The organism is Bacteroides sp. MSK.18.37 (genome assembly GCF_019129155.2).
GTDB classification, from domain to species: domain Bacteria; phylum Bacteroidota; class Bacteroidia; order Bacteroidales; family Bacteroidaceae; genus Bacteroides; species Bacteroides ovatus.
This window is the reverse complement of the sequence record NZ_JAHOIB020000001.1, coordinates 4,233,208-4,254,269: the sequence shown is the minus strand read 5'-3', so window position 1 is coordinate 4,254,269 and position 21,062 is coordinate 4,233,208. Positions and strand designations below refer to the sequence as shown.

Annotated in this window: 11 protein-coding genes; all 11 read right to left on the bottom strand. The window is 41.7% G+C overall.

The features are described 5' to 3' along the window. Positions 1-8: 8 nt before the first annotated feature. The 11 genes from KSX81_RS16415 to KSX81_RS16365 all read right to left on the bottom strand — a co-directional run bounded on the left by KSX81_RS16415 (position 9) and on the right by KSX81_RS16365 (position 20,863). Positions 9-806, bottom strand: a complete 798-nt coding sequence (locus tag KSX81_RS16415) for a basic secretory family protein (protein WP_004323619.1) — start codon at positions 804-806, stop codon at positions 9-11. A 12-nt stretch (positions 807-818) separates the two neighbouring features. Next, complete coding sequence (locus tag KSX81_RS16410) at positions 819-3,161, bottom strand: GH92 family glycosyl hydrolase (RefSeq protein WP_004323618.1); 2,343 nt, start codon at positions 3,159-3,161, stop codon at positions 819-821. Positions 3,162-3,173: 12 nt separating this feature from the next. Next, complete coding sequence (locus KSX81_RS16405) at positions 3,174-5,453, bottom strand: GH92 family glycosyl hydrolase (protein ID WP_004297324.1); 2,280 nt, start codon at positions 5,451-5,453, stop codon at positions 3,174-3,176. 76 nt (positions 5,454-5,529) lie between these two features. After that, complete coding sequence (locus tag KSX81_RS16400) at positions 5,530-8,052, bottom strand: glycoside hydrolase family 31 protein (protein WP_004297323.1); 2,523 nt, start codon at positions 8,050-8,052, stop codon at positions 5,530-5,532. Positions 8,053-8,168: 116 nt separating this feature from the next. Further along, positions 8,169-8,627 carry a hypothetical protein gene (locus KSX81_RS16395; RefSeq protein WP_230595735.1) on the bottom strand — a complete coding sequence of 153 codons (459 nt, stop codon included), beginning with the start codon at positions 8,625-8,627 and terminating at the stop codon, positions 8,169-8,171. Positions 8,628-8,708: 81 nt separating this feature from the next. Continuing rightward, complete coding sequence (locus KSX81_RS16390) at positions 8,709-9,854, bottom strand: SusE domain-containing protein (RefSeq protein ID WP_004297320.1); 1,146 nt, start codon at positions 9,852-9,854, stop codon at positions 8,709-8,711. Positions 9,855-9,890: 36 nt separating this feature from the next. Continuing rightward, entirely contained in the window at positions 9,891-11,810 is a 1,920-nt protein-coding gene (locus tag KSX81_RS16385) for a RagB/SusD family nutrient uptake outer membrane protein (protein ID WP_004323617.1), read from the bottom strand. 22 nt (positions 11,811-11,832) lie between these two features. Continuing rightward, positions 11,833-14,970 carry a SusC/RagA family TonB-linked outer membrane protein gene (locus KSX81_RS16380; protein ID WP_004297318.1) on the bottom strand — a complete coding sequence of 1,046 codons (3,138 nt, stop codon included), beginning with the start codon at positions 14,968-14,970 and terminating at the stop codon, positions 11,833-11,835. A gap of 109 nt (positions 14,971-15,079) precedes the next feature. After that, the gene (locus tag KSX81_RS16375) at positions 15,080-16,675 is read right to left on the bottom strand and encodes a C2 family cysteine protease (RefSeq protein WP_224440820.1); all 1,596 of its coding nucleotides are present in this window, start codon (positions 16,673-16,675) and stop codon (positions 15,080-15,082) included. A 432-nt stretch (positions 16,676-17,107) separates the two neighbouring features. After that, positions 17,108-18,667, bottom strand: a complete 1,560-nt coding sequence (locus KSX81_RS16370; RefSeq protein WP_004324754.1) for a glycoside hydrolase family 76 protein — start codon at positions 18,665-18,667, stop codon at positions 17,108-17,110. Positions 18,668-18,709: 42 nt separating this feature from the next. Further along, positions 18,710-20,863 (bottom strand): TIM-barrel domain-containing protein, encoded by a 2,154-nt coding sequence (locus KSX81_RS16365; protein ID WP_074557423.1) that lies wholly within the window; start codon positions 20,861-20,863, stop codon positions 18,710-18,712. Positions 20,864-21,062 lie beyond the last annotated feature (199 nt).

Here is a 21,062-nt window from a genome sequence, read left to right as displayed (position 1 = left end):
ATTTATTCTTATTGTGCTTGTACATCTCCTACCGCAACTTGATATTCGTGCCACAGTTCATCAATATTATATTCATTCCCTAAAATATGTTTGATAGCACCATCAAACGACCAAGGCACCACCTCCAACGTACTGCGATTGAACTTACGCAAGAATTCAGGGTCTTTGTTATCACGCAGCCAGACAAAGAAATAACCGGCCGTACGATAACCGTCCATATAGTTCCCACCTTTTGGACGGGCATTAGGACCATCGAAACCACCGTTTGCCACACGTACAGCATCGGCCATGCCTTCAATAAATGCCCAGAAAACACGGTTAGTCCCATAAGAACCAATTCCTTGCGGTTCCAGCTGATAGGCATGTGTCAGTTCGTGCAGCAATACTCCGCGCGTTTCGAAAAACAGCTTTGCCGTATCATTCTTCGCAAATGATTTCTCAATATGCCGCGTGCTATAGAAGATTGTGACATCACCATTACCACCACCTTTAGCAGAAACGCCTTCAATATCTTCCAACGTATAATGTATCTTGTTCACTGTCGGAATACTATCATCCGGAGAATTATAAAGGGTAGCCAATACCTCACGTGCCTGGGCCTTGATATACGATTCCGCATCGGGGATAATCCGGTGATAGACATCAGAACCTTTCGTTTCCGGTGCTTTATCTTCAAACAGGATAGTGCCCACATTATATTTTCCCCATGTGTCAGTCACAACTTCAGCCTGATTCTTTGAAGTTGCAGAACAAGCTCCCATAGCGATTAGCATACAGGTAACATAGATCAAGTTTCTCTTTTTCATATCTTTATTTTATTATTTATTGATTCCATCGGTTAACGAGTAAGGTTTGTCTCCTTTCGCCAGACCACGACGTTTGTTGGGCGATGCGGACATCTTAAACTCCAATACTCCACCTTTTAATATATCCTCGTGTGTAATGTACATCTTATCATATACTTTCCCGTTCAGTTTCAGAGACTGAACATAACGCTTCTTGTCACTGACGTCCGGTGCTTTGATCTCCAATGTATTGCCATTGGGAAGTTTCAACTTCAGATAAGGCAAATACGGGGCTCCCAGTACATACTCGTCTGTTCCGGGACAAACCGGATAGAAACCCATTACGGAGAAAAGATACCAAGCAGACATCTGTCCGCAGTCGTCATTGCCACCCAGTCCGTTGATGTCATTACGATACATCTTATTCAGGATTTCACGCAACCAGTACTGTGTTTTCCAAGGTTCAGAGGTCCATGCATAGAGATAAGGAATATGATGGCTGGGTTCATTGCCATGCACATATCCGCCAACCAGGCATTCTTCCGTTATATCTTCGTTGTGCTCATAATACTTTTCCGGCAGATGCATGGAGAACAGCTTATCCAGTTTGTCTACAAACACTCTCTCCCCTCCCATCAGGTCCATCATGCCAAATACGTCATGGGGCACATGGAAAGAGAAGTTCCAGGAATTTCCCTCAATGAACCCCTCACCATAGGTCTGCAACACATCAAAGTCCTTCTTGAATGAACCGCCACTAAATCGGGGACGGGCAAAACCAATCGTCGTGTCATAGATATTACGGTAGTTCAAAGCACGCTTCCGATACGTTTCGGCAATCTCTTTCTTTCCGGATTTTAAGGCAGTCTGATAGATGGTCCAGTCATCATACGCATATTCCAACGTGGAGGAAGCTGCCGTACCGCTTTTGTCCAACGGGATATAGCCCAGTTTCATATAGTCCGCCACTCCTTCGTAATAAGGTACAGTAGAAGTACTGACCATTGCGTCCAAAGCCTCGTCTACATTGGAAAAAATTCCTTTAGTTATGGCATCCGCCAACACCGATACGGCATGGTAGCCACTCATACACCAGTTCTCATTACCCATCAGACTCCAGACAGGCAACATCCTGTGCACACTTTGCTGTTCATGCTTAATCATTGACTCCACCATGTCCACACTACGTTCCGGCTTCACTAGATTCAGGAACGGATGTTCCGCACGGTAGGTATCCCAGAGTGAAAATATCGTGTAGTTGGTGAAGCCTTTTGCCTGATGGATATTGTGATCCAAGCCACGATAAGATCCGTCTACGTCCATATAGACCGATGGATTAATCATCGTATGATAAAGCGAAGTGTAGAGCATTGCTTTCTGGTCTGCAGTTCCTTCCGCCTCAAAATGATCGAGTTCATTGTTCCAGTCCGTTCGGGCGGCTTCTGCCAGTTCTTCAAAGCTTTTTCTGGAAGCTTCGGCATGTAGATTCTTGATAGCTCCCTCGGTACTGACAGCCGACAATGCCACCTTTACGACCAGTTCGGATTCTTTGACTGTATCAAAGTTGAAGTAAGCCACAATCTTGCGTCCTGTAATCTCCGGAAAATTCTTTTCCATATTGAAACGACGCCAGAAGCCATTATAACGCACTTTTTCTTTGTCCTTATACCCATATTCCCTTATAGGTTGTGAAAGAGAAATTGCAAAATAAGTATAGTTGGTTCTTGCCCATCCGTTTGTTATGCGATAGCCCGTAAGCAAGGTATCATTTTCAACCCGCAGGTTTGCCCATAGTACCTTACCGTCATAATTATAGATACCATGTACCAAGTCCAGAATCAGATGACCGTCTTTTCCTTTCGGGAAGGTATATTTATGTATACCCACACGTTGCGTTGCAGTCAACTGCGCCTTAATGCCATAATCATCCAGCATCACTTCATAATATCCGGGAGCAGCTTTTTCCGTGGCATGGCTGAAACGGGAACGGTATCCTTCGTCCGGGTAATCCGCCCTGCCGGGATTCAGTTTCAGTTCACCTACGGCAGGCATCAGTAAAATATCGCCCAGGTCCGAATGTCCGGTTCCGCTAAGGTGTGTATGGCTAAAACCCACAATTGTCTTATCACGATATTGATAACCGGCGCAATACTCATAGGCGTTCTTCTGATAGGCTCCGTTTACGTTATGTGGAATTGTGTCTGTATCCGGGCTCAACTGTACCCATCCGAAAGGTGTGCAAGCACCGGGAAAGGTATGCCCCATACCATTAGTACCAATTATCGGATTCACATAATCCACTGGTTGTTGAGCCATGGCGGACGATACTGTAACCGCCGCCATAGCCATTATCCCTAATCTCTTCTTTATACCCATATCCAGTTAGTTTTAGTCGCGAGAGAAAGAATACGGATAATCTGATTCATTCACACCTCTTCCCATATTGGGTTTATTATCCATATTAAATAGCAGTCGCCCGCCCTTTAATAAATCAAAATGGTTCAAATAGTTCTTCGTATAGTTCTTGCCATTATAGTTCAATGAACGGATATAACGGTTTTCATCACTGTTCTTGGGAGCAGAGATTTCCAGCTTCTTCCCGTTTTCCAATGTAATAGTTGTCTTTTTGAAATAGGGAGCTCCCAGCACATATTCATTGCTGCCCGGACATACCGGATAGAAGCCTAAGGCCGTAAAGACATACCAGGCGGAGGTCTGTCCGTTATCCTCATCACCACAATAGCCATCCGGGGTAGCAAAGTACAGGCGGGTCATCACCTCACGCAACCAGTATTGTGCTTTCCAGGGTTCGCCGGCATAATTATACAGGTAAATCATGTGTTGGATAGGTTGATTACCATGCGCGTAATTCCCCATATTGGCAATTTCCATTTCGCGGATTTCATGAATGACTCCACCGTAGTAACTGTCGTCGAATACCGGTGGAAGGCTGAATACGGAATCGAGCATACTGACAAACATCTTCTTACCGCCCATCAGGTCGACCAGTCCTTGTACGTCATGGAACACCGACCAGGTATAGTGCCAGCTATTTCCTTCGGTAAAGGCATCTCCCCATTTAAACGGATTGAAAGGAGACTGGAACGTACCGTCGGCATTCTTTCCACGCATCAGTTTCGTTTCCGGGTCAAACAGGTTGCGATAGTTCTGACTTCTTTTTTTATAAACTTCCAGTTCCTCGGCAGGACGTCCCAGTTTCTCGCCCATACGATAGATACACCAGTCATCATAAGCATATTCCAGCGTACGTGCAGCACTCTCATTGATCTTTACATCGTATGGTACGTAACCCATTTTATTATAATATTCATATCCACGACGTCCGGTAGTGGAAACTCGCGGATGTACACTGTTGGCACCTTTCAGTAAGCCTTCGTACATTTTTTCTGCATCCGCTTTGGTTACATTCTTCATAAAGGCATCCGCCACTACTGAAGCAGAGTTGTTGCCAACCATACACCCTCTGTGTCCCGGACTAGCCCATTCGGGAAAAAAGCCGCTTTCCTGATAAGTATTCAACAAACCTTCCTGCATTTTTTCTCCCATGGAAGGATATACAAGGTTCACAAACGGAAACAGGCAACGGAAGGTATCCCAGAATCCGGTATCGGTAAACATATAGCCCGGACGGACTTCGCCGTTGTAAGGACTGTAATGAACTGTTTCGCCCTGCGCATTTACTTCATAGAACATACGGGGGAAAAGCACGGAACGATACAGACAGGAGTAGAATGTACGCATACGGTTTTCATCATTGTCTTCTATCTTGATGCGTCCCAGCACGTCGTTCCAAGCCTTACGCCCTGCTTCCTTCGTCTGCTCGAAGGTTTTCTTGCCGATTTCCTTCAAGTTCAGTTCTGCCTGTTCGGGGCTGATGAACGAGGAAGCGACCTTGGCATGCACCTGTTCGCCTTTCTTCGTGGAAAAACCGATAGCTGCTCCCACATGATTGGACTGCAACTCCAGATGTTTTTCTACCGTATGATAGTCTGCCCAGACTTTATTGAACGTGAAAGGTTTGTCGAACTCTATCACGAAATAGTTCTTAAAGTTCCGTGGAACGCCGCCGCTGTTGCGTGTCGTATATCCCACGATTTTGTTTTCTTCGGGGATCACCTTCACATACGAACCGCGATCAAAAGCATCTATCACGATATACGCATCTTTCGTTTCGGGAAAAGTGAACCGGAAATAAGCACAACGTTCTGTCGGAGCAATTTCCGTTGTCAGATTATATTCTGACAAATAAACACTATAATAATAAGGAGTTGCCTTCTCTGCCTTATGCGAGAACCAGCAGGCACGCTGCTCCTGATCAATTCTCAATCGTCCCGTCATTGGCATGATTGAAAACTGTCCGTAGTCATTGATCCAGGGACTAGGCTGGTGGGTTTGCTTGAAGCCACGGATTTTATCCGAAGCGTAAGTATATGCCCAGCCATCACCCATTTTGCCAGTCTGCGGCATCCAGAAATTCATCCCCCACGGCAATGCGATAGCAGGATATGTATTCCCATTGGATAACGAGATTTTAGAGTCGGTTCCCATCAAAGGATTCACGTAGTCGACAGGTTGTTTCTGCGCGAAAAGGAAATAAGTGCCCAATAACAGGGCACCTCCGAGAGACAAGAGTTTCTTTTTATTCATGGTTTGTGAATTAAGTATAATATTATATATTACTTTATTCGGTGATATTCATAAGCGAGCACGAAAAGAAATCTATTTATTGTTCATATTTAATCAACTGTAAGAACCATTTCACCTCATCCTCATTTAGTTTTTGAACATCTTTCAACAGGGCAGGCAAGTTTTTATAACTCTTCCAAAACTCAGCAGACAAATCATCCAAATTCTCTGGTGTGTAACGTATAGCCTCCTTGATGCTGCCCAATTTGCAAAAGTCCGGTTGAAAAACAATATAAGAATTACGATATTTCAATTTCTCCATCGCCTTAGCTACACGTTTGGCAGCACCAAATAATCCATCCAAATTGACTTCGGAAACAGGATATTCAATTGCAACCACTTTTTCTCTATTACAATCTTTCTGCGGAATATCTACCAACAGAGCGAATTCTTCATTCAGGTAAACGAAATCTTGTTTCTGTCCGTCTACTGTCACACTTTCAGGTATAGCCGAAGCAAGAACCTTTACCTGATAAGAACGTTGTGCAGGCATTTCCTTATAAGAACCTTTACGCGGACTAATAGTTAGCGTCAGTTTTGAGCCCGTCTTTTCAGAGTGAATAGCAGTCGTAGCAAATTCCTTCTGATAATTTTTATCATCGCCATTGTCCTCGTACAATGTAAATTCAGAAGAAGTCTTACCCGGAATAACATTCAAAACAATCGTTTCATCCTTACCGTTCAGATTCATCACTTTATCGTTGTACATCGGCAGTACCGCACCTGCTTTAATATAAATGGGGTATTCGTCAAGAGCGAAATAACGAGTCAATACTTGTCCCCCTTGCAACGTCTTTCCGGAAGCAAATTCATACCATTGTCCCTCCGGAAGCCATACTTTCACTTCGGTATAACCATCCTTCATAGGTGAAGTTGCAGGAGCTACCATTACATCATTACCAAACATATATTGATTGCGGTAATCATAAGCTTCTTGCGTTTCCGGATAATCATAATACATTGGGCGACAGAGTGACAGTCCTGTTTCATAAGCCTCACGAGCCATTGTGTAAATATAAGGTACCATATTATAACGCTGGCGAATGATGCCACGCAAAATATCAGATACCTCATTACTAAATACCCAAGGCTCTTTTGTCAAACCAGCAATCTTCGTACTATGTGAACGTAAAATAGGACTAAAAGCGCCAAATTGCATCCAACGAACATACAATTCCGGATCAATATGGTCTACACCCTGGTGACCTCCTATATCATGACTCCAATAACCATAAAGTACATTACTGGCAGTAGAGTTGAAGTAAGTCTGGTAATCGAGACTAGCCCAGGAAATAAATGTATCACCCGAAAAGCCCACCTGATAACGATGATTTCCAAGTCCTCCCCAACGATGATAAATCAATGGACGCGTCTGACGTTCACGCTCCATTTGGGAGAAAAATATATAATTCAGCCACCAAGTATTACTTAGATTTTTCACTTCTTTATCAAATGGTTCCTGCTGCCAATCCAGCCACCAAAAATCTATTCCGGCATTGTTCATAGGCATTAGAACATTCTTGAACATACTTTTTATGAAACTCTTTTTTGAAGATATCCAAGGTATTTCCTGTTTAGTAGCCGGATCCACTCCATTATCACGCGCCACAGCTTCATATTGTTCTTCGTAACTACGGACTCCTTCTGCAGGATGCAGGTTAAGGGTAACACGTAGTCCATTGTCAGCTTTCAAATCTTTAAGGAGTTTACGATAATCAGGAAACAACTCTTTGTTCCATGTCCATCCGGTCCAACTCCCCCGTCCCTTATCTGTATAATGCCAGTCCATATCTATTACAAGCACATCCAAAGGAATATTATAGTTTTCAAAATTCTTGCATAATTCTCGCAATTCATGATCACTATACATCCAATAACGACTCCACCAATAACCGAAAGCATAACGGGGAGGAAGAGGCATACGGCCGGCAAAAAGAGTATAGTCTTTCAATGCAGCTTTATAATCATGTCCATAAGCCATAAAATACCAGTCTTGAGCCCCCTCAACATGTTCACGAGTCTTCACCCAATTCCAGTTATCCGCATCACCATCGAAAAGAAAATTGTTGGAGTCATCTAAGCAAGTCCACCCGTCTTTAGCAAGAAGCCCATCTTCCAAATCCGCTTTGTGCCCCCAACACTTATCCCCGTCCCATCCGTCAAGTGTACGAGTCGTGCCTTTCAGATTATACTGTTGCTTCATACCTGGCTTCCAAACGAAAGCAGGTGTCAACCCTTTCATCGAAGAAATCTGAAGATTCTCGGCAGTGAAAGCACCACTATTTTTTTTATAACGCAGTTTCATTTTAGAGGTAGAAAGCTCAATCCATGCACCTTTCTTTAGTTTGAATTTAACTGCCGGATAATTACGTTCTACAGCCAAGAAAGAGTGTTGATTAATGAATTTACCATCAGGAGCATACTCCATACGAATTGTACCGTCAGAAATGACTGTAAAACGTACATTCGTATCCTCATAGGCAACGTTATTCGATTTTTCTTGTGCACCCAAGGAAATTGAAAAGAAAGTTATCAAAAAGAACAAGTAAAAGTTCTTCATCTGCTTGAATTTTGAATAATGAATAATTGGTTTGGTTTAGAATATTAAGGCATCTCTTCCACTTTTCATGCAAAAATACAAAAAAAGAAAGAAGAGATGTTTGAATTTACACAGAATCAATCTCTGGTAACATGAATGACAGCCGTTTTCACACTGCCTTCTTCGGCTAAAGCAGTAGAAATAGACAGATCAATAGGAGTTGCAGTGATGCTAATAACAACATCATAGGTACCTGTTTGTGTAAAGCCAGCTTTTGTCAAGTAGTCTTTTAATTGAACTTTACTTATGGTCATACTCAACACATTAAGTTCTTCTTCAACTGTCACCTCGTTGTTCAAGACTTCTGTGACAATATTCTCTGTATCAGAATCACTGGCTTTAGTAAATGCTACCGTATAAGTGGCATTACCTACATCTACCCAACGGAAAGCTATAAATTGAGGAGTGGTAAGATCTGTCATGTCCAACGTATACTCATCGGCCTCTATAATTAAACTTTTAGGTGAAGGAACACCGGCCCCATCTTCGTCAACGCAAGACTGAAAGCCCACAAATAGTAGTAAAGATACTACCAAACGATATAAATGTTTCATTGTAATCAAGATTTATAGTATTCAAGTTTTGAAGCCGGAATTCTTCCGGCTTCCATTCTTTTATTAGTTTGCAGGAACAAACTCTGTATGCATATCTTTCACATCCAAACAGAAAGTAAACTTGTAACGACCACTTACAGTAGGAACCCACTTGAGGTCACCGCCATCTTTTTCCAGACGATACTTTGTCAAGTCATGATTTGTTAACGGATCGGTAGCGGCCTCCGGAGCAAAGAAGAACGGATCTTCACCCCAACTTGAACCTCCAAGACTGATTTTTATTTCACCGCCAGCATTGAACTCACCTGTCCAAGAATACAGGTGTGGATTACGAGCATTCTCTATTTTGAAAAGACCATCACCACTATTAAGAGTCCAACCAACAGAACAACCATTACCTACCATATACATTGTTTCAGGAACAGGTAGTTCTAAAATTTCCATCATACGGCAATCATTATAATCGTTATTAGTGTCCACAATGAAAGTGCGACGTCCTGTTTCTGTATTAGTAAATTCTGTAATTTCACCCTCATTCAAATAGACCATATGAAGACCATCTCCACTATTACCGTAGGCAGGATAATCTCCACCTGCTACTGTAATAAAATGATACGCACAAGGAGTCACATCAAATGTACCCTCATAAATACCGGTTCCCATGTTGCGTTGTCCTAGCCGTTGAGTTGAGACTTTACCCTCATTATCTGTCATGTGAATGTAAATATAAGTAGGATACTTCTCATAACCCGACACAGTAAATTCTACCGTGGACGATTCCGGCTTTATGTATTTGTCCGCATTATGAACGGTACAAACGACTTGTGCAGTAACTTTAACCTCTTGCCCCGGCAACACCCAAGTACCAATAATAGCATTAAGTTCATCATGCGTGAAACTCTTTTTCCGATCAGTATCCAATTCATAAAAATCGGTATTATTTGCACTTTTATTTGCCGTAGCATACAAACGTAACGAGTAGGTCACTAAGTCAGTCTCATTGACCGGACTACTAGCGGCATCCCAAGTAAAGGTTATCGCAGTTTCGTCTTCCTTTCCTTTATCCAACACCAGCTTATCGGTAGAAGCTACAATATGCATCTCGTCAGGCTGTTCGTCCAGCGTGAAGTACTCTGGATCTTCATTACAGGCTGTCGCCACTCCTAATATGCTGCACAACCCCATTATTTGATAGAATATCTTCTTCATAATTTTTTACTTCATTAAATAATTGATTGTTATTCACTATTCGAGCCAGAACGGAGTTTGCACCAAATTCGGGTTCTTCTCATATTCATCAATAAAGACTGGCATCCAATAGTAACATCTTTTCCATACACGAGTCTGATAAACGGTACGTTTGAAGAAAGTCTCATTGGTAGTTCCCTCTGAATTCATACCATAATCATCACCAATCATTTCCGGTGTATTTTCCACATCTTTCCAACGACGAAGATCGTACCAGCGATTGTTCTCCAAACAAAGTTCTACACGACGTTCAGCTTTGACAACTTTACGCACAGCTGCTTGCGTGTTCTCTATATGTATAAAATTCTCATCCAAGTCAGAGACAGCGTCAAATGTGTACTGACGCACACCTGCCCGTTCTCTTACCTTATTTAAATATTTTAAGCACAATTCACGGGCAGCACTTGTATCATAGGCCTCATTATTAGCTTCGGCATAATCCAAATAAGTGAAAGCCAACCGATAAGTGAAACCTTGACGACTAGTATATACACCTGTTTTTTTGTTATCGGTCATACAAAGACTCTTACGAACCAAATAACCATTTTGAGGAGCATCATGAGGCGAGCTGGTACGAATATTGTCTTTTCCGTTGTAGAAGAAGTCATACGGACGCTTCGCACATTCTTGCCAAGATCCATGGAAAGAAACAGCATTATAAAAACGAGGTTCGCGGTTGCAATACATCTTATAGATTCCGGCAGCAGTTATTTCTCCCTCTTTACCGGTACCATAAGACCAGCTAGTATTACGTTTATCTACATTTTCCGAGAATCCCTTTTCTGAATAAGATTCATCCTCAAGAATAGGTAATCCCCTTCTTGTGAAAAATGCATCAACCAATCCTTGATAGACTCCTTGACCACCACCGCCACTGAATTCACGTGTGGAAGCTCCATAAAGGAAAAAATCAAAGTAACCGTTTCCTTTTGTTACCGGGAAAGTAATTTCTCGGTTTCCTTCACTCCATTTCTTGATATGGACATTATAGGTAGACATGAATGGATCGTTCTCACCGGTAGGACCTGTTTCAACATACAGTTTGTATCCTGCTTTTTCCGCTTCATCAATACAAAGCTTGCAAGCCTCGGCTGCTTTTACCCATTTGTTGGGATCGTAAGTCGGATTGAATACCAGTTCCCCCGCTTTATTACGATAATCTTTGTACCATTCATTACCATTAACCAGAGGGCTAGCAGCAAACAATAACATACGAGAACGAACAGTCAGTGCCATAATCTTATTGATACGACCATATTTAGAAGGATCATCGTAGATAGCAGGCAGTGCATTTGCGGCCTCCAACATTTGTTGATCACAATAATCTACTACTTCATCAAAAGGACTTTGTCCAATCATCAAATCAGACAAGGTGAAATCACTAGGGGTGATATAATCCGGTTTAAAAGGAATAGCACCATAGTTTTCAGCCAACTGCCACCAAGCATAAGCAGTTAGGAACTTAACTTCCATCTTCATATTATCTATTTCACTCTGTGGCAAATCACTATCCGGCAAAGCATAGGCACGTTGTTGAAAAATATATCCGTGACGGATATATTGCGGCATCATACGCCAAAAATCGCCATCCCATGTCGAATTGACAGTCCATTCACCAAAGATTTTAGGAATGGTGGTTTTACCATCCCATTGCTCCCAGCGCTTTGAAGGAGTCAGGTCATCAGCAAACACTTCGTAACCATCTTTCCAGATACGCCATTTATCAGGCTCATGAATTGTGTTGTACACAAAAGCCAACCATTGATACACCTTATCTCTATTGGAAAACACCATTTCGATGTCCAGTTCCGTGTCAGGTTCTTTATCAAGATAATCTGCACACGAAGTATTTGTCGTAAGCAGCGAAGCCGCCATAAGACCCGCTACCATATATTTTGAAAAATTGAGATGTCTCATAAAATTGTTTTTGAGGTTTAGTTTAGAAATTAATATCAATACCAAACAAAATAGAACGGTTCATCGGATATTTCAAACCATTATTAGTACCAAGTTCCGGATCCCACAATTTGAAAGGAGAGAAACATAAGAGGTTGTTACCGCTGACAAATACGCGCGCCCCCTTAGAGTAAATTTTTTCCATCCATTTCTTCGGGAAAGTATATCCGATTTCTACAGTTTTCAAACGTAAGAAACTCATATCCTTCTTCCACCAAGTAGAAGCACGATAGTTGTTCTTGTTAGGACCATATGTAAGGCGAGGCCAAAAAGCATACGGATCTTGATTATCATCCGTCCAACGATCATCCAGATTTTCAGAATAAGCATTCCCCTGCACAGTTGTACCACTACCTGGCAAGAAGATGGTTGAATTACCAATCACACGATGAGCGTCGGCAGTACCTTGAAAGAAGAAATTAAAATCTATGTTCTTATAAGCTATAACACCGCCAAAACCGTAAACGATACGCGGATCTTCCGTTCCGCCAATATAACCTTCGTCTTCTTCAGTAATTTTACCGTCTCCATTCATATCAACATATTTAATGTCACCCGGATAAAGTTTGTCAGCACCCACCTCTTGTTTTGGAATACCGAATTTCAATGAACCATCAGACTCAAAATCGTCTGCAGTGAACAAACGTTCAGCGGTAAGCCCCCAAAGTTCATTCATAGAGCGCCCTGTCTGTCCGCGATAAGTACCAATTTTAGAAGGAGCCTCGTCATACTCGTCTACACGATTCTTGGCAAAAGTAAAATTCCCATAGAAAGATGTAAACCAGTCTTTATTAAGTTGCTTGTGCAAATTAATCGAAACCTCCATACCGCCATTCGTTACTTTTCCATAGTTAGCCCAAGGATTTGTGATAAAACCTGTTTGTGTAGGAATAATACGACGTTGCATAAAGATATTCTTACGTTTTTCACGGAAAACATCTACTGTAATATCCAACGCGTTCCACAAACCAACTTCCAGACCAAGATTTGATTTAGTAGCTGTTTCCCAAGTCAGATTTGTCACACCAATCTCGCCTTCTGTAATACCTTTATCGTAGTTCTTTTGTCCTGTAGTCCCCCAAGTATATCCGCTGGCATCTGTTTTTAGTGTAGTCAAATAAGCAAAACGACGACCACCAATATTATCGTTACCTGCTTGTCCCATACTAGCACGGAATTTAATCTTATCAAAAGTGTTTTTCAAAGGCTCCATCCACGGTTCTTCACTCATCAACCAACCTAATGCTACGGAAGGAAAGAAACCGAAACGATGACCTTTGGCGAAATTTTCCGAACCATTATAACCGAAGTTGAATTCAGCTACATAACGGCTATCGTATGTATAAGACAAACGTCCTGCAAACCCTTGTTTACGATAATCCTGAATAGAACCGTCGTCATAAGCCTGTTGATTATAAAGAAGCAAAGCATCAATATCGTTCTTTCCGAACTTACGGCTATAATTCAAGTTAAACTCAAAATAAACATTGGTATTACCATATTCAGTGCCGGTTTCACTACCCATTGATTCATCGCCCACATCATACGACGTATACACCAAATTACCTTCTGCATCACGCCCTGTCGCCGGATGTACGGTAGGAGTATTGCTGGTACGCGACCTCCTGCTACTGTTCCAACGGTCGAAACTGAAGATACCTTTAGCTTTCAATCCCGGCGTAATCTGTCTCAAGTCTTGTTCTACAGAAAATAAAGTCTGAATCTTGGACGAGGTAGTGAAGTCATACCCTCCCTGCGTCGCAGTCCTCCACGGGTTAGCTCTATTCATTTCACGAGGAATGGAACCGTCGCTATAACGTGCCGGGTGCACAAAAGGTAAAGTCTCGAAAGCTTCGGAAAAAGCTTGGTCTGTGCTGCAACGTTGTTTCCTGAAACGATTCAGAAAACCACCAATATTTACACGCATCAAGGTAGTTTTGGTTACGTTCATATCAATATTCGAACGCATATTGAACTGATTATTGTCCGTAGAATTATCTACCGGCAATGTTTTATCTTGTTGCAGAATACCCGACTCATTAAAATATGAAGCTACGATACAGTAACGCAAGAAATCAGAACCACCACTTACCTCCAAATTACCTTTGGTTGTGTAAGCATAATCTTTTGTAATTGCATCAATCCAGTTTACGTTCGGATAAAGATCGGGATCATATCCGCTACGGGTACGATCAATACGCGTTTGATCAAAAGGTAATATCGCTCCATCCTGTGCAGCCAGTTGGTTGAGTAACGTCATATAATCCGGTGCATCCAAAAAATCTGGGAATTTGGTAGGTTGATTAATAGAATGTTCTACGTGTACTCTTACCTGGGGTGCACCAATTTGACCGTGTTTCGTTGTGATGACGATTACACCATTAGCACCACGTACACCATACATGGCACTAGCCGACGCATCTTTCAAAATAGAAAAACTTTCAATCTCGGCTACATCTACGTTATTAAGATCTCGTGCAATACCATCCACCAAGATCAATGGAGAATTACTGCCCGAAAAAGAACTAATACCACGAATCCAGAAGTTAGAATCATCATACCCCGGTTCACCACTACGCTGAATAGCAATTACACCACTTAACTTACCCGCTAAGTTGTTACTTAATGTACGACTTGTACCAAATTGCAGTTGCTGTGGTTGAATCGTCTCAATAGAACCGATGATAGACGCTTTCTTCTGGCTACCATAACCGGTAATTACAACTTCCTCCAACTCCGAAGCGTCTTCCTCCAGAACTACATTGAGTAACTTCGATCCATTTAACGAAACAGATTTCTTCTTAAATCCAATATAAGAAAACTCCAATGTAGAATTTTTGGCCGGAACGGTTATTTGAAACAAACCGTCAACATCTGTCACTGCCCCCGAAGGGTTTGCAACATTAGCTACAACAATCGTTACTCCCGGCAATGGATTCTTATCCTTATCAGTAACCATTCCCGTTACACGAACTCCTTTCTGCTGTTGCACTTCCAAAGTACTCTCTACGGAAGCTTCCCGCAAAGATGCAGCCATACCATCAGTTGGCAAACTCCAAACCGGGACAGCTAGAGAAGCAAAAAAGAATGTTCCCAAAATGCTTTGAATTACATTTTTCATACTTTAATGTATAATTAAGGTTAATATTAATTTTAAGTTTAACATATAAATAAGATCTTTTGAGTCCTGCGTTTTACAGGATATGAGTATATTCAAATATTAAATCAAACTACCTTCCAGTTCTTAATAAATGAGGAGCGATGCGCATTGGCATCGGAGTATAAGAAGGCGGTGTATAAGGAGATAAATTTCCTCCTACTCCAAATTCTTCTGCTGCTCCCGGTTCCATTATACGGAGATCGATAAGCGGCGGAACCGTATTATCATCCTTGATGAACAACATGCCGTCGCCCGTCCCGTCATGTCCACCACTAATAGTAGGCACTGCACCCCATGGATTACGCATGACGAAAAGCATCGTATCATCCACAGGCAAAGACACGGTATAAGCATGTGCAGAAACAGTTTTATACTTACCGTCGACAGGAACATCGCTTTTAGTGAATCCTCCTACCACCAGTTTTCCTCTCTTCAGTGAAACCGACACGGCACGTTGCAGCTCGGCAGGAGTTAATTTTTCCGGAGCAAAAGCAAAACTGGAGCCATTACCGGTGATGATAGCTGCTGCATATTCCGAACCGATACCGCCAATGTCCGACGTGTTTCTAAACGCTTGAAACCACTTGATGACTGCCTTTTCAAGAACTGTAGACCATGTGGGCTGACCGCTCTTGCCGGAACTTGCGCCCAAACTTCCACTCGTACCCACGAACAGATTACTTACTCCGACTTCGATCTGCTGTCCTTTCGGATCGTACAGCTTCACCGTAAATGTCTGGTTGCCATTATTCTTAATAATATTCTTGATAAATCCCGGATAAACGTAAGACAAAGAACCCATCACCGCACACAAACAGCAGTCACCAATGGAATGTTGGTTTACATCTGCCGGACAAGGTTCGCCAAAAGGATAAAGATTGGAGACTTGGAAACCAGCCCAACTCAATCCGGCAAAAGGATCCGGTTCTTTATTCGGATCTTTCAACCACAGCAATTTTTCCTGCGTAACGGACAAATCCGACTCGGCATGCTGAGTACCCATCACATTATCCGGACTATACGTACTTCCGGAAGATTTCGACATCAAATCATCAATGTCTCCAACGAAAGCAGATGCTGCCAATGACAACTCTGCGAGTTGAGTAGAACTTGCCCCATGATTACTTTGTATGCTCAATCTATAATATCTATATTCTTCTTCATTTTCTACAGCATACGTTTTCGTCTGTTTTCGTTCTGCGAAAGTCTGATCTTTCTGAGTGTCCAGTACTACCCATTTTTGATTGTCAGAAGAACCGGATAATGTCCACGATTTCGGATCTGCTTCCGGAGAATCAGCTGCCGATGTAAGTGAATAGGATTTTACTGAGACACTACTGTTTCCATTCCAATTTATATTCACATTACTATGATAAGTAACGTACTTTGTGTCTAAATCATTATCTACTAACTTTCCAACTTCCGACCCAACAGGTGCATCCGAATATTGAGTCCAAAGAGTTCCGCCACAAGGCATACTGGAATTATTGGCATCTAATGCCCAATAAGTCTGAAAGAAAGCTCTTCCTTTTCCTTGTTCATCATCATCTGAACAGCTAGCAGCACAAAACGACAATAATAAAATTGAAAATAGAAATCCACTCTTCATAAGAAAAGAATCGGTGTTCATCTTCCACCGCAACGATTTCGCGTGATGTTTTTTCATTCTAAATACATTCATTTTACTTGTTTATTAAGGTTACTAAATACATTTGTATTCTTAACTATGCATATATTTTTCTTGTTAACGAAAGCAAAATAAGTTCTTTTTCACCTATTACATATACTCTGGCGTGACAAAATGAAGACAAAATTTCGTTGACAAAGAAGCGCACAACAAGCACAATAAGAGCACAAAATAAAATCCTCATATTCAACACATTAAGCACCACTAAGCAGAATAAGAGAACAATAAGAGAACACAAGAGAAAAGTATTAATTCAAATCTGTATTCTCTTTTCAAACCCGAACAAAATGGGGTAAGGTACCGACTCCACTATTAATAGACGTAAAAAGACTAGCTATAATAATAAACGACTTGCCTAAGAATATATAACTTGCCGGCAGATATTTTTCCAAATACCTGCCGACGAGAAAATCAATTCTGTTTTTTTTCCCATACAGCTAAACGAGCATACAGTTCTACAAGTGCACCCTGATGTAGAATCTGCCATTTATTGCCACCGTCTTCTGTCGGAATATCTCCACTTAAACCACTCAAATCCTCATTATTAATCAATCCATTATTATGATGTGCTTTGCCAAACCAGGCGTGTAACATCGTACTATGTATATCTTCCAAATACAATGAGTTCTTGTCAATGGAGTAGAGTTCGAAAAATCCACGACACATAATAGTATTAAACCATGCGTGTCCGGGCGACAGGACTTTAAAATCACGTTTCAAAATATCCGAATGAAACTGTTTAAACCACTTATTGTGACAAGCTTCCGCTATTTGTTTTGCTAAATTCAAATAAGAATTCTCTTGCGTTATTTTATAAAGAAGACAAGCCAACTGCAAAGGCTGACCAGAATTATAAGAATACTTATTCTTCTCTATGTTACCTACCTGAGTGGGATCATCATCTTTAGGAGAAGCGTTATCATAATACAAATGATCACTAGGATCATACATATAAGTCTGCAACCAGTTAAAACACTCTTTTGCTTTATCCAAATAAATTTGTTTGTTAGTTAACTGATATAAAATACAACTCAATACCCCTGTCGGAGCTGTAGAACAAGTATTCTTCGACCTACTAGGTTCGTTCAATTCTCTCCAATGTACTCCGCCACCACAAGTTTCATCCCACCCATACTGTGCCAAATAATTCCACACAGCCTCAGCCTGAGTCAAATAACGTTTATCTCTAGTAATAATATACCATTCCGCCATATCAAGTCCAATCCATACATTATCATCATAAAAACGCTCGTTGCCAGCTGCCGGATACACACTATATGCAGTACGTCCACGATCTGCTATCCAAAAAGCCTGAATACCACTGAACATATCATTGTCCAAAGACTCATAGTGCCGTTCCTGCCCCGTACCAAGAGAAGCTTCTCTCATTGCCACAAACGCAGACAATCCACTACCTTGTCCCCATACAAGTGCGTCTCCATCCCAATAACCGTCAGCCTTAGGATACCATGTCTGCCAACACGTCCGAGGCCCCTTGTGATAATAATACTCTATAACCTTTGTCATCAAGGTATGAGCACAATCAAACATTTTCATTTGTGCATATTCAAAGGTTGCCGCTTCCTGACTTTTACTCTCCGACCGCAAACCATTGACTCCCACTAAAGTGACCGCTACCTCATACGTTCCCTCTGAAGGTACTTGTAGCAAATAATTTGCTCCGTTTTTGTATTTGACATCATTACCATTTAATAAAACAATGCTCCATTCCTGCGTCTTTCCGGTGTCTATCCTCCGATAAGCTATTTCTATCTGGAGATCTTTCACATAGGTTTTCCTCACAAAATTCACAACCAGCTCTTTCTCCCTATTTGTATTCAACACTTCCAGTTGCTCCACCGGATCAATTTTTTGGAGAAAGTTTTCCTCTTCTTTACTATCTTCACTACACGACTGCATGGTAGTCCCAACCACAAATAGAACTATCAATATACCAATTATCTTTTCCATATATTTTTTCATTTATTATTTCCCAACGAGGTGGTAGCCTGTTTACAATCCGACTTCAATACCTTCTGTCAGATTACCACTAGCCAGTCGAATACCTTGTTTAGTTATCACCTTGACAATTGCCATCCCTTTATTCTCCAGTTCTCTTTTTCCTGTTTTTCCAACCAGTTTCACCATGACTTTGTTACCATTACGTTCTGCTGTAAACTGTTGTAAACTATAATCACCTTTTTGGTATGACCAGCCGTCTCCAGCATCCCAATACATACTTCCGGAAGCCTTGCCTTGCTCATCCAAACAGACCAAAAGCATCAAAGGATCCAGTGAATTTTCAGTGGTATTCTGTATTATCTTGCCGGTAGGAATGATAGAACCACCACGAATCTTTAATTTTGCCTGATATTTACCATCCTTATCCCCGTCTACTAGTGACAAATCCTCCCATATTCCTTTAGGAAGCGCCGTTTTTTTAGCAAATGAAGGGATTACCAACAGGTCATCACCAACCAGAAATGCTTTTTCTTCCGCTCTTAACGAAAGATCTTTTGGATCAGCAAAGAATATCGGACGCATGATAGGCATACCTGTTGTGGAAGCCTCATGCAAAAGAGTATAATAATAAGGTAGCAAAATATATCTGCGTTCCAAAGCAATACGGGAAACCTCTTCTATTTCTTTTCCAAAAGCCCAAGGCTCTTTATTGTTGGTTCCGGCACAAGCATGACCGCGAGAAAAAGGGTAAAAAGCTCCCAGTGCAATCCAATTCCCAAACAAATCGGCATCTGCATGGAACAAGAAGCCACCAATGTCAGCACCACTCATAGGTTGTCCCGACAGTCCCAATGTTAACGACATAGGTACAGACATCTCCATATGCTCGCGACTGGAACCATTGTCACCTGTCCATGTTGCGGCATAACGCTGCCCTCCCAAAAAATTAGAACGAGTCAGAATAAAAGGACGTTTCTTAGGTTGCGCGGCTAACATTCCTTCTCTTGATGACTTAACCATTAAGAACCCGTAAACATTATGATATTGCAAATGAGTTCCGGCAGGAATTCCATTTCCACCTCTATGCAAATTATCTTCCGGCATCGTTCCGGTAGGTGTATTACTCACTTGCGGTTCGTTCACATCGTTCCAAACCCCATCTACGCCTTGCGCCATAAAGTCTTTATAAAGTCCGCCCCACCACTGGCAAACTTTAGGATCTGTGAAATCCGGCCATGCCACTTTCCCCGGCCATGCATCACCGTTATATTCTTTTCCATCTACAGTTTTTACCCAAACATCATTTGCTGTTCCCGAATCATAGACAGAATAACCTGTTTCAGCTTTAGCTCCCGGATCAATCATCCATACCGAATGGAACCCACGCAGATGCAAGTCTCGATTTACAGCTTTTGGATCAGGAAAACCTTGCGGGTTAAATGTGAATATACGATAACCATCCATATAATCAATGTCCATCCAAATTGCATCACACGGAATACGCTTGTAACGAAGCGTATCGGCTATTTCTATTACACGACTGTCAGGCGTATAAGAAAAACGGCATTGCTGATAGCCTAAAGCCCAGCGCGGAACCATCGGCATAGTACCGGTTAGTTCGGATAATCCTCGAACAACAGCCTGCGGTGATTCTCTGTCAATGATAAATACACGAAAAAGCTCCCCTTCACTTCTTAACTCTATTTTCTCATCTGTACTGCTTAATTCAGCTTTCCAAGTAGTATCAAACAAAATACCAAAGGCGGTTCCATCCTTCCTGACTCCCATCATCCATGGATGTGACTGATACAAACGCGTTCCATTATCAACTCCGTATGCTCCGGAATCGGTATTCCACAGTTTTATGGTTTTTCCGTTTCTTAAAAGAGATCCGGTAACTTCTCCGCCTCCGTAGATACTCGTACCTTCCGGTATGATTAATGATGCATTCGCTTTACCGTCAGTCAGTGAAAAATCGGGAACCAGCTCCCACCCGGAAGAAAGCGCTCCCTGTTCGCGAGGTTCTTTTTCAATTGCAAAAGAAGGTACTTTCTTGGCATCAAAGCCATCAGGTACAAATTTGGCAATTCCATTTCCTACCATAACGCTACGCGCGACATTTACCTTCCTCGTAGAGGCATTAATTGACAAAGACAATGTTACGAGCAAACTAATTGCTACAGTTTTAATGCAGTTTTGTTTCATGATTTCTTAATTAATGATTCTGTTGAATACTTATCCTTCAATGGCTAAGTACAAAGCGAATTAAACACTTTTTCACTCATTAATCATCCTCTGAAATGACAAAATGCTGGCAAAATCACATTGGTCAAAAGACACATAACATGTACAATGGGAGCACATTATAAACAAGACATTTACAATGTGTTACAATATATTGTGT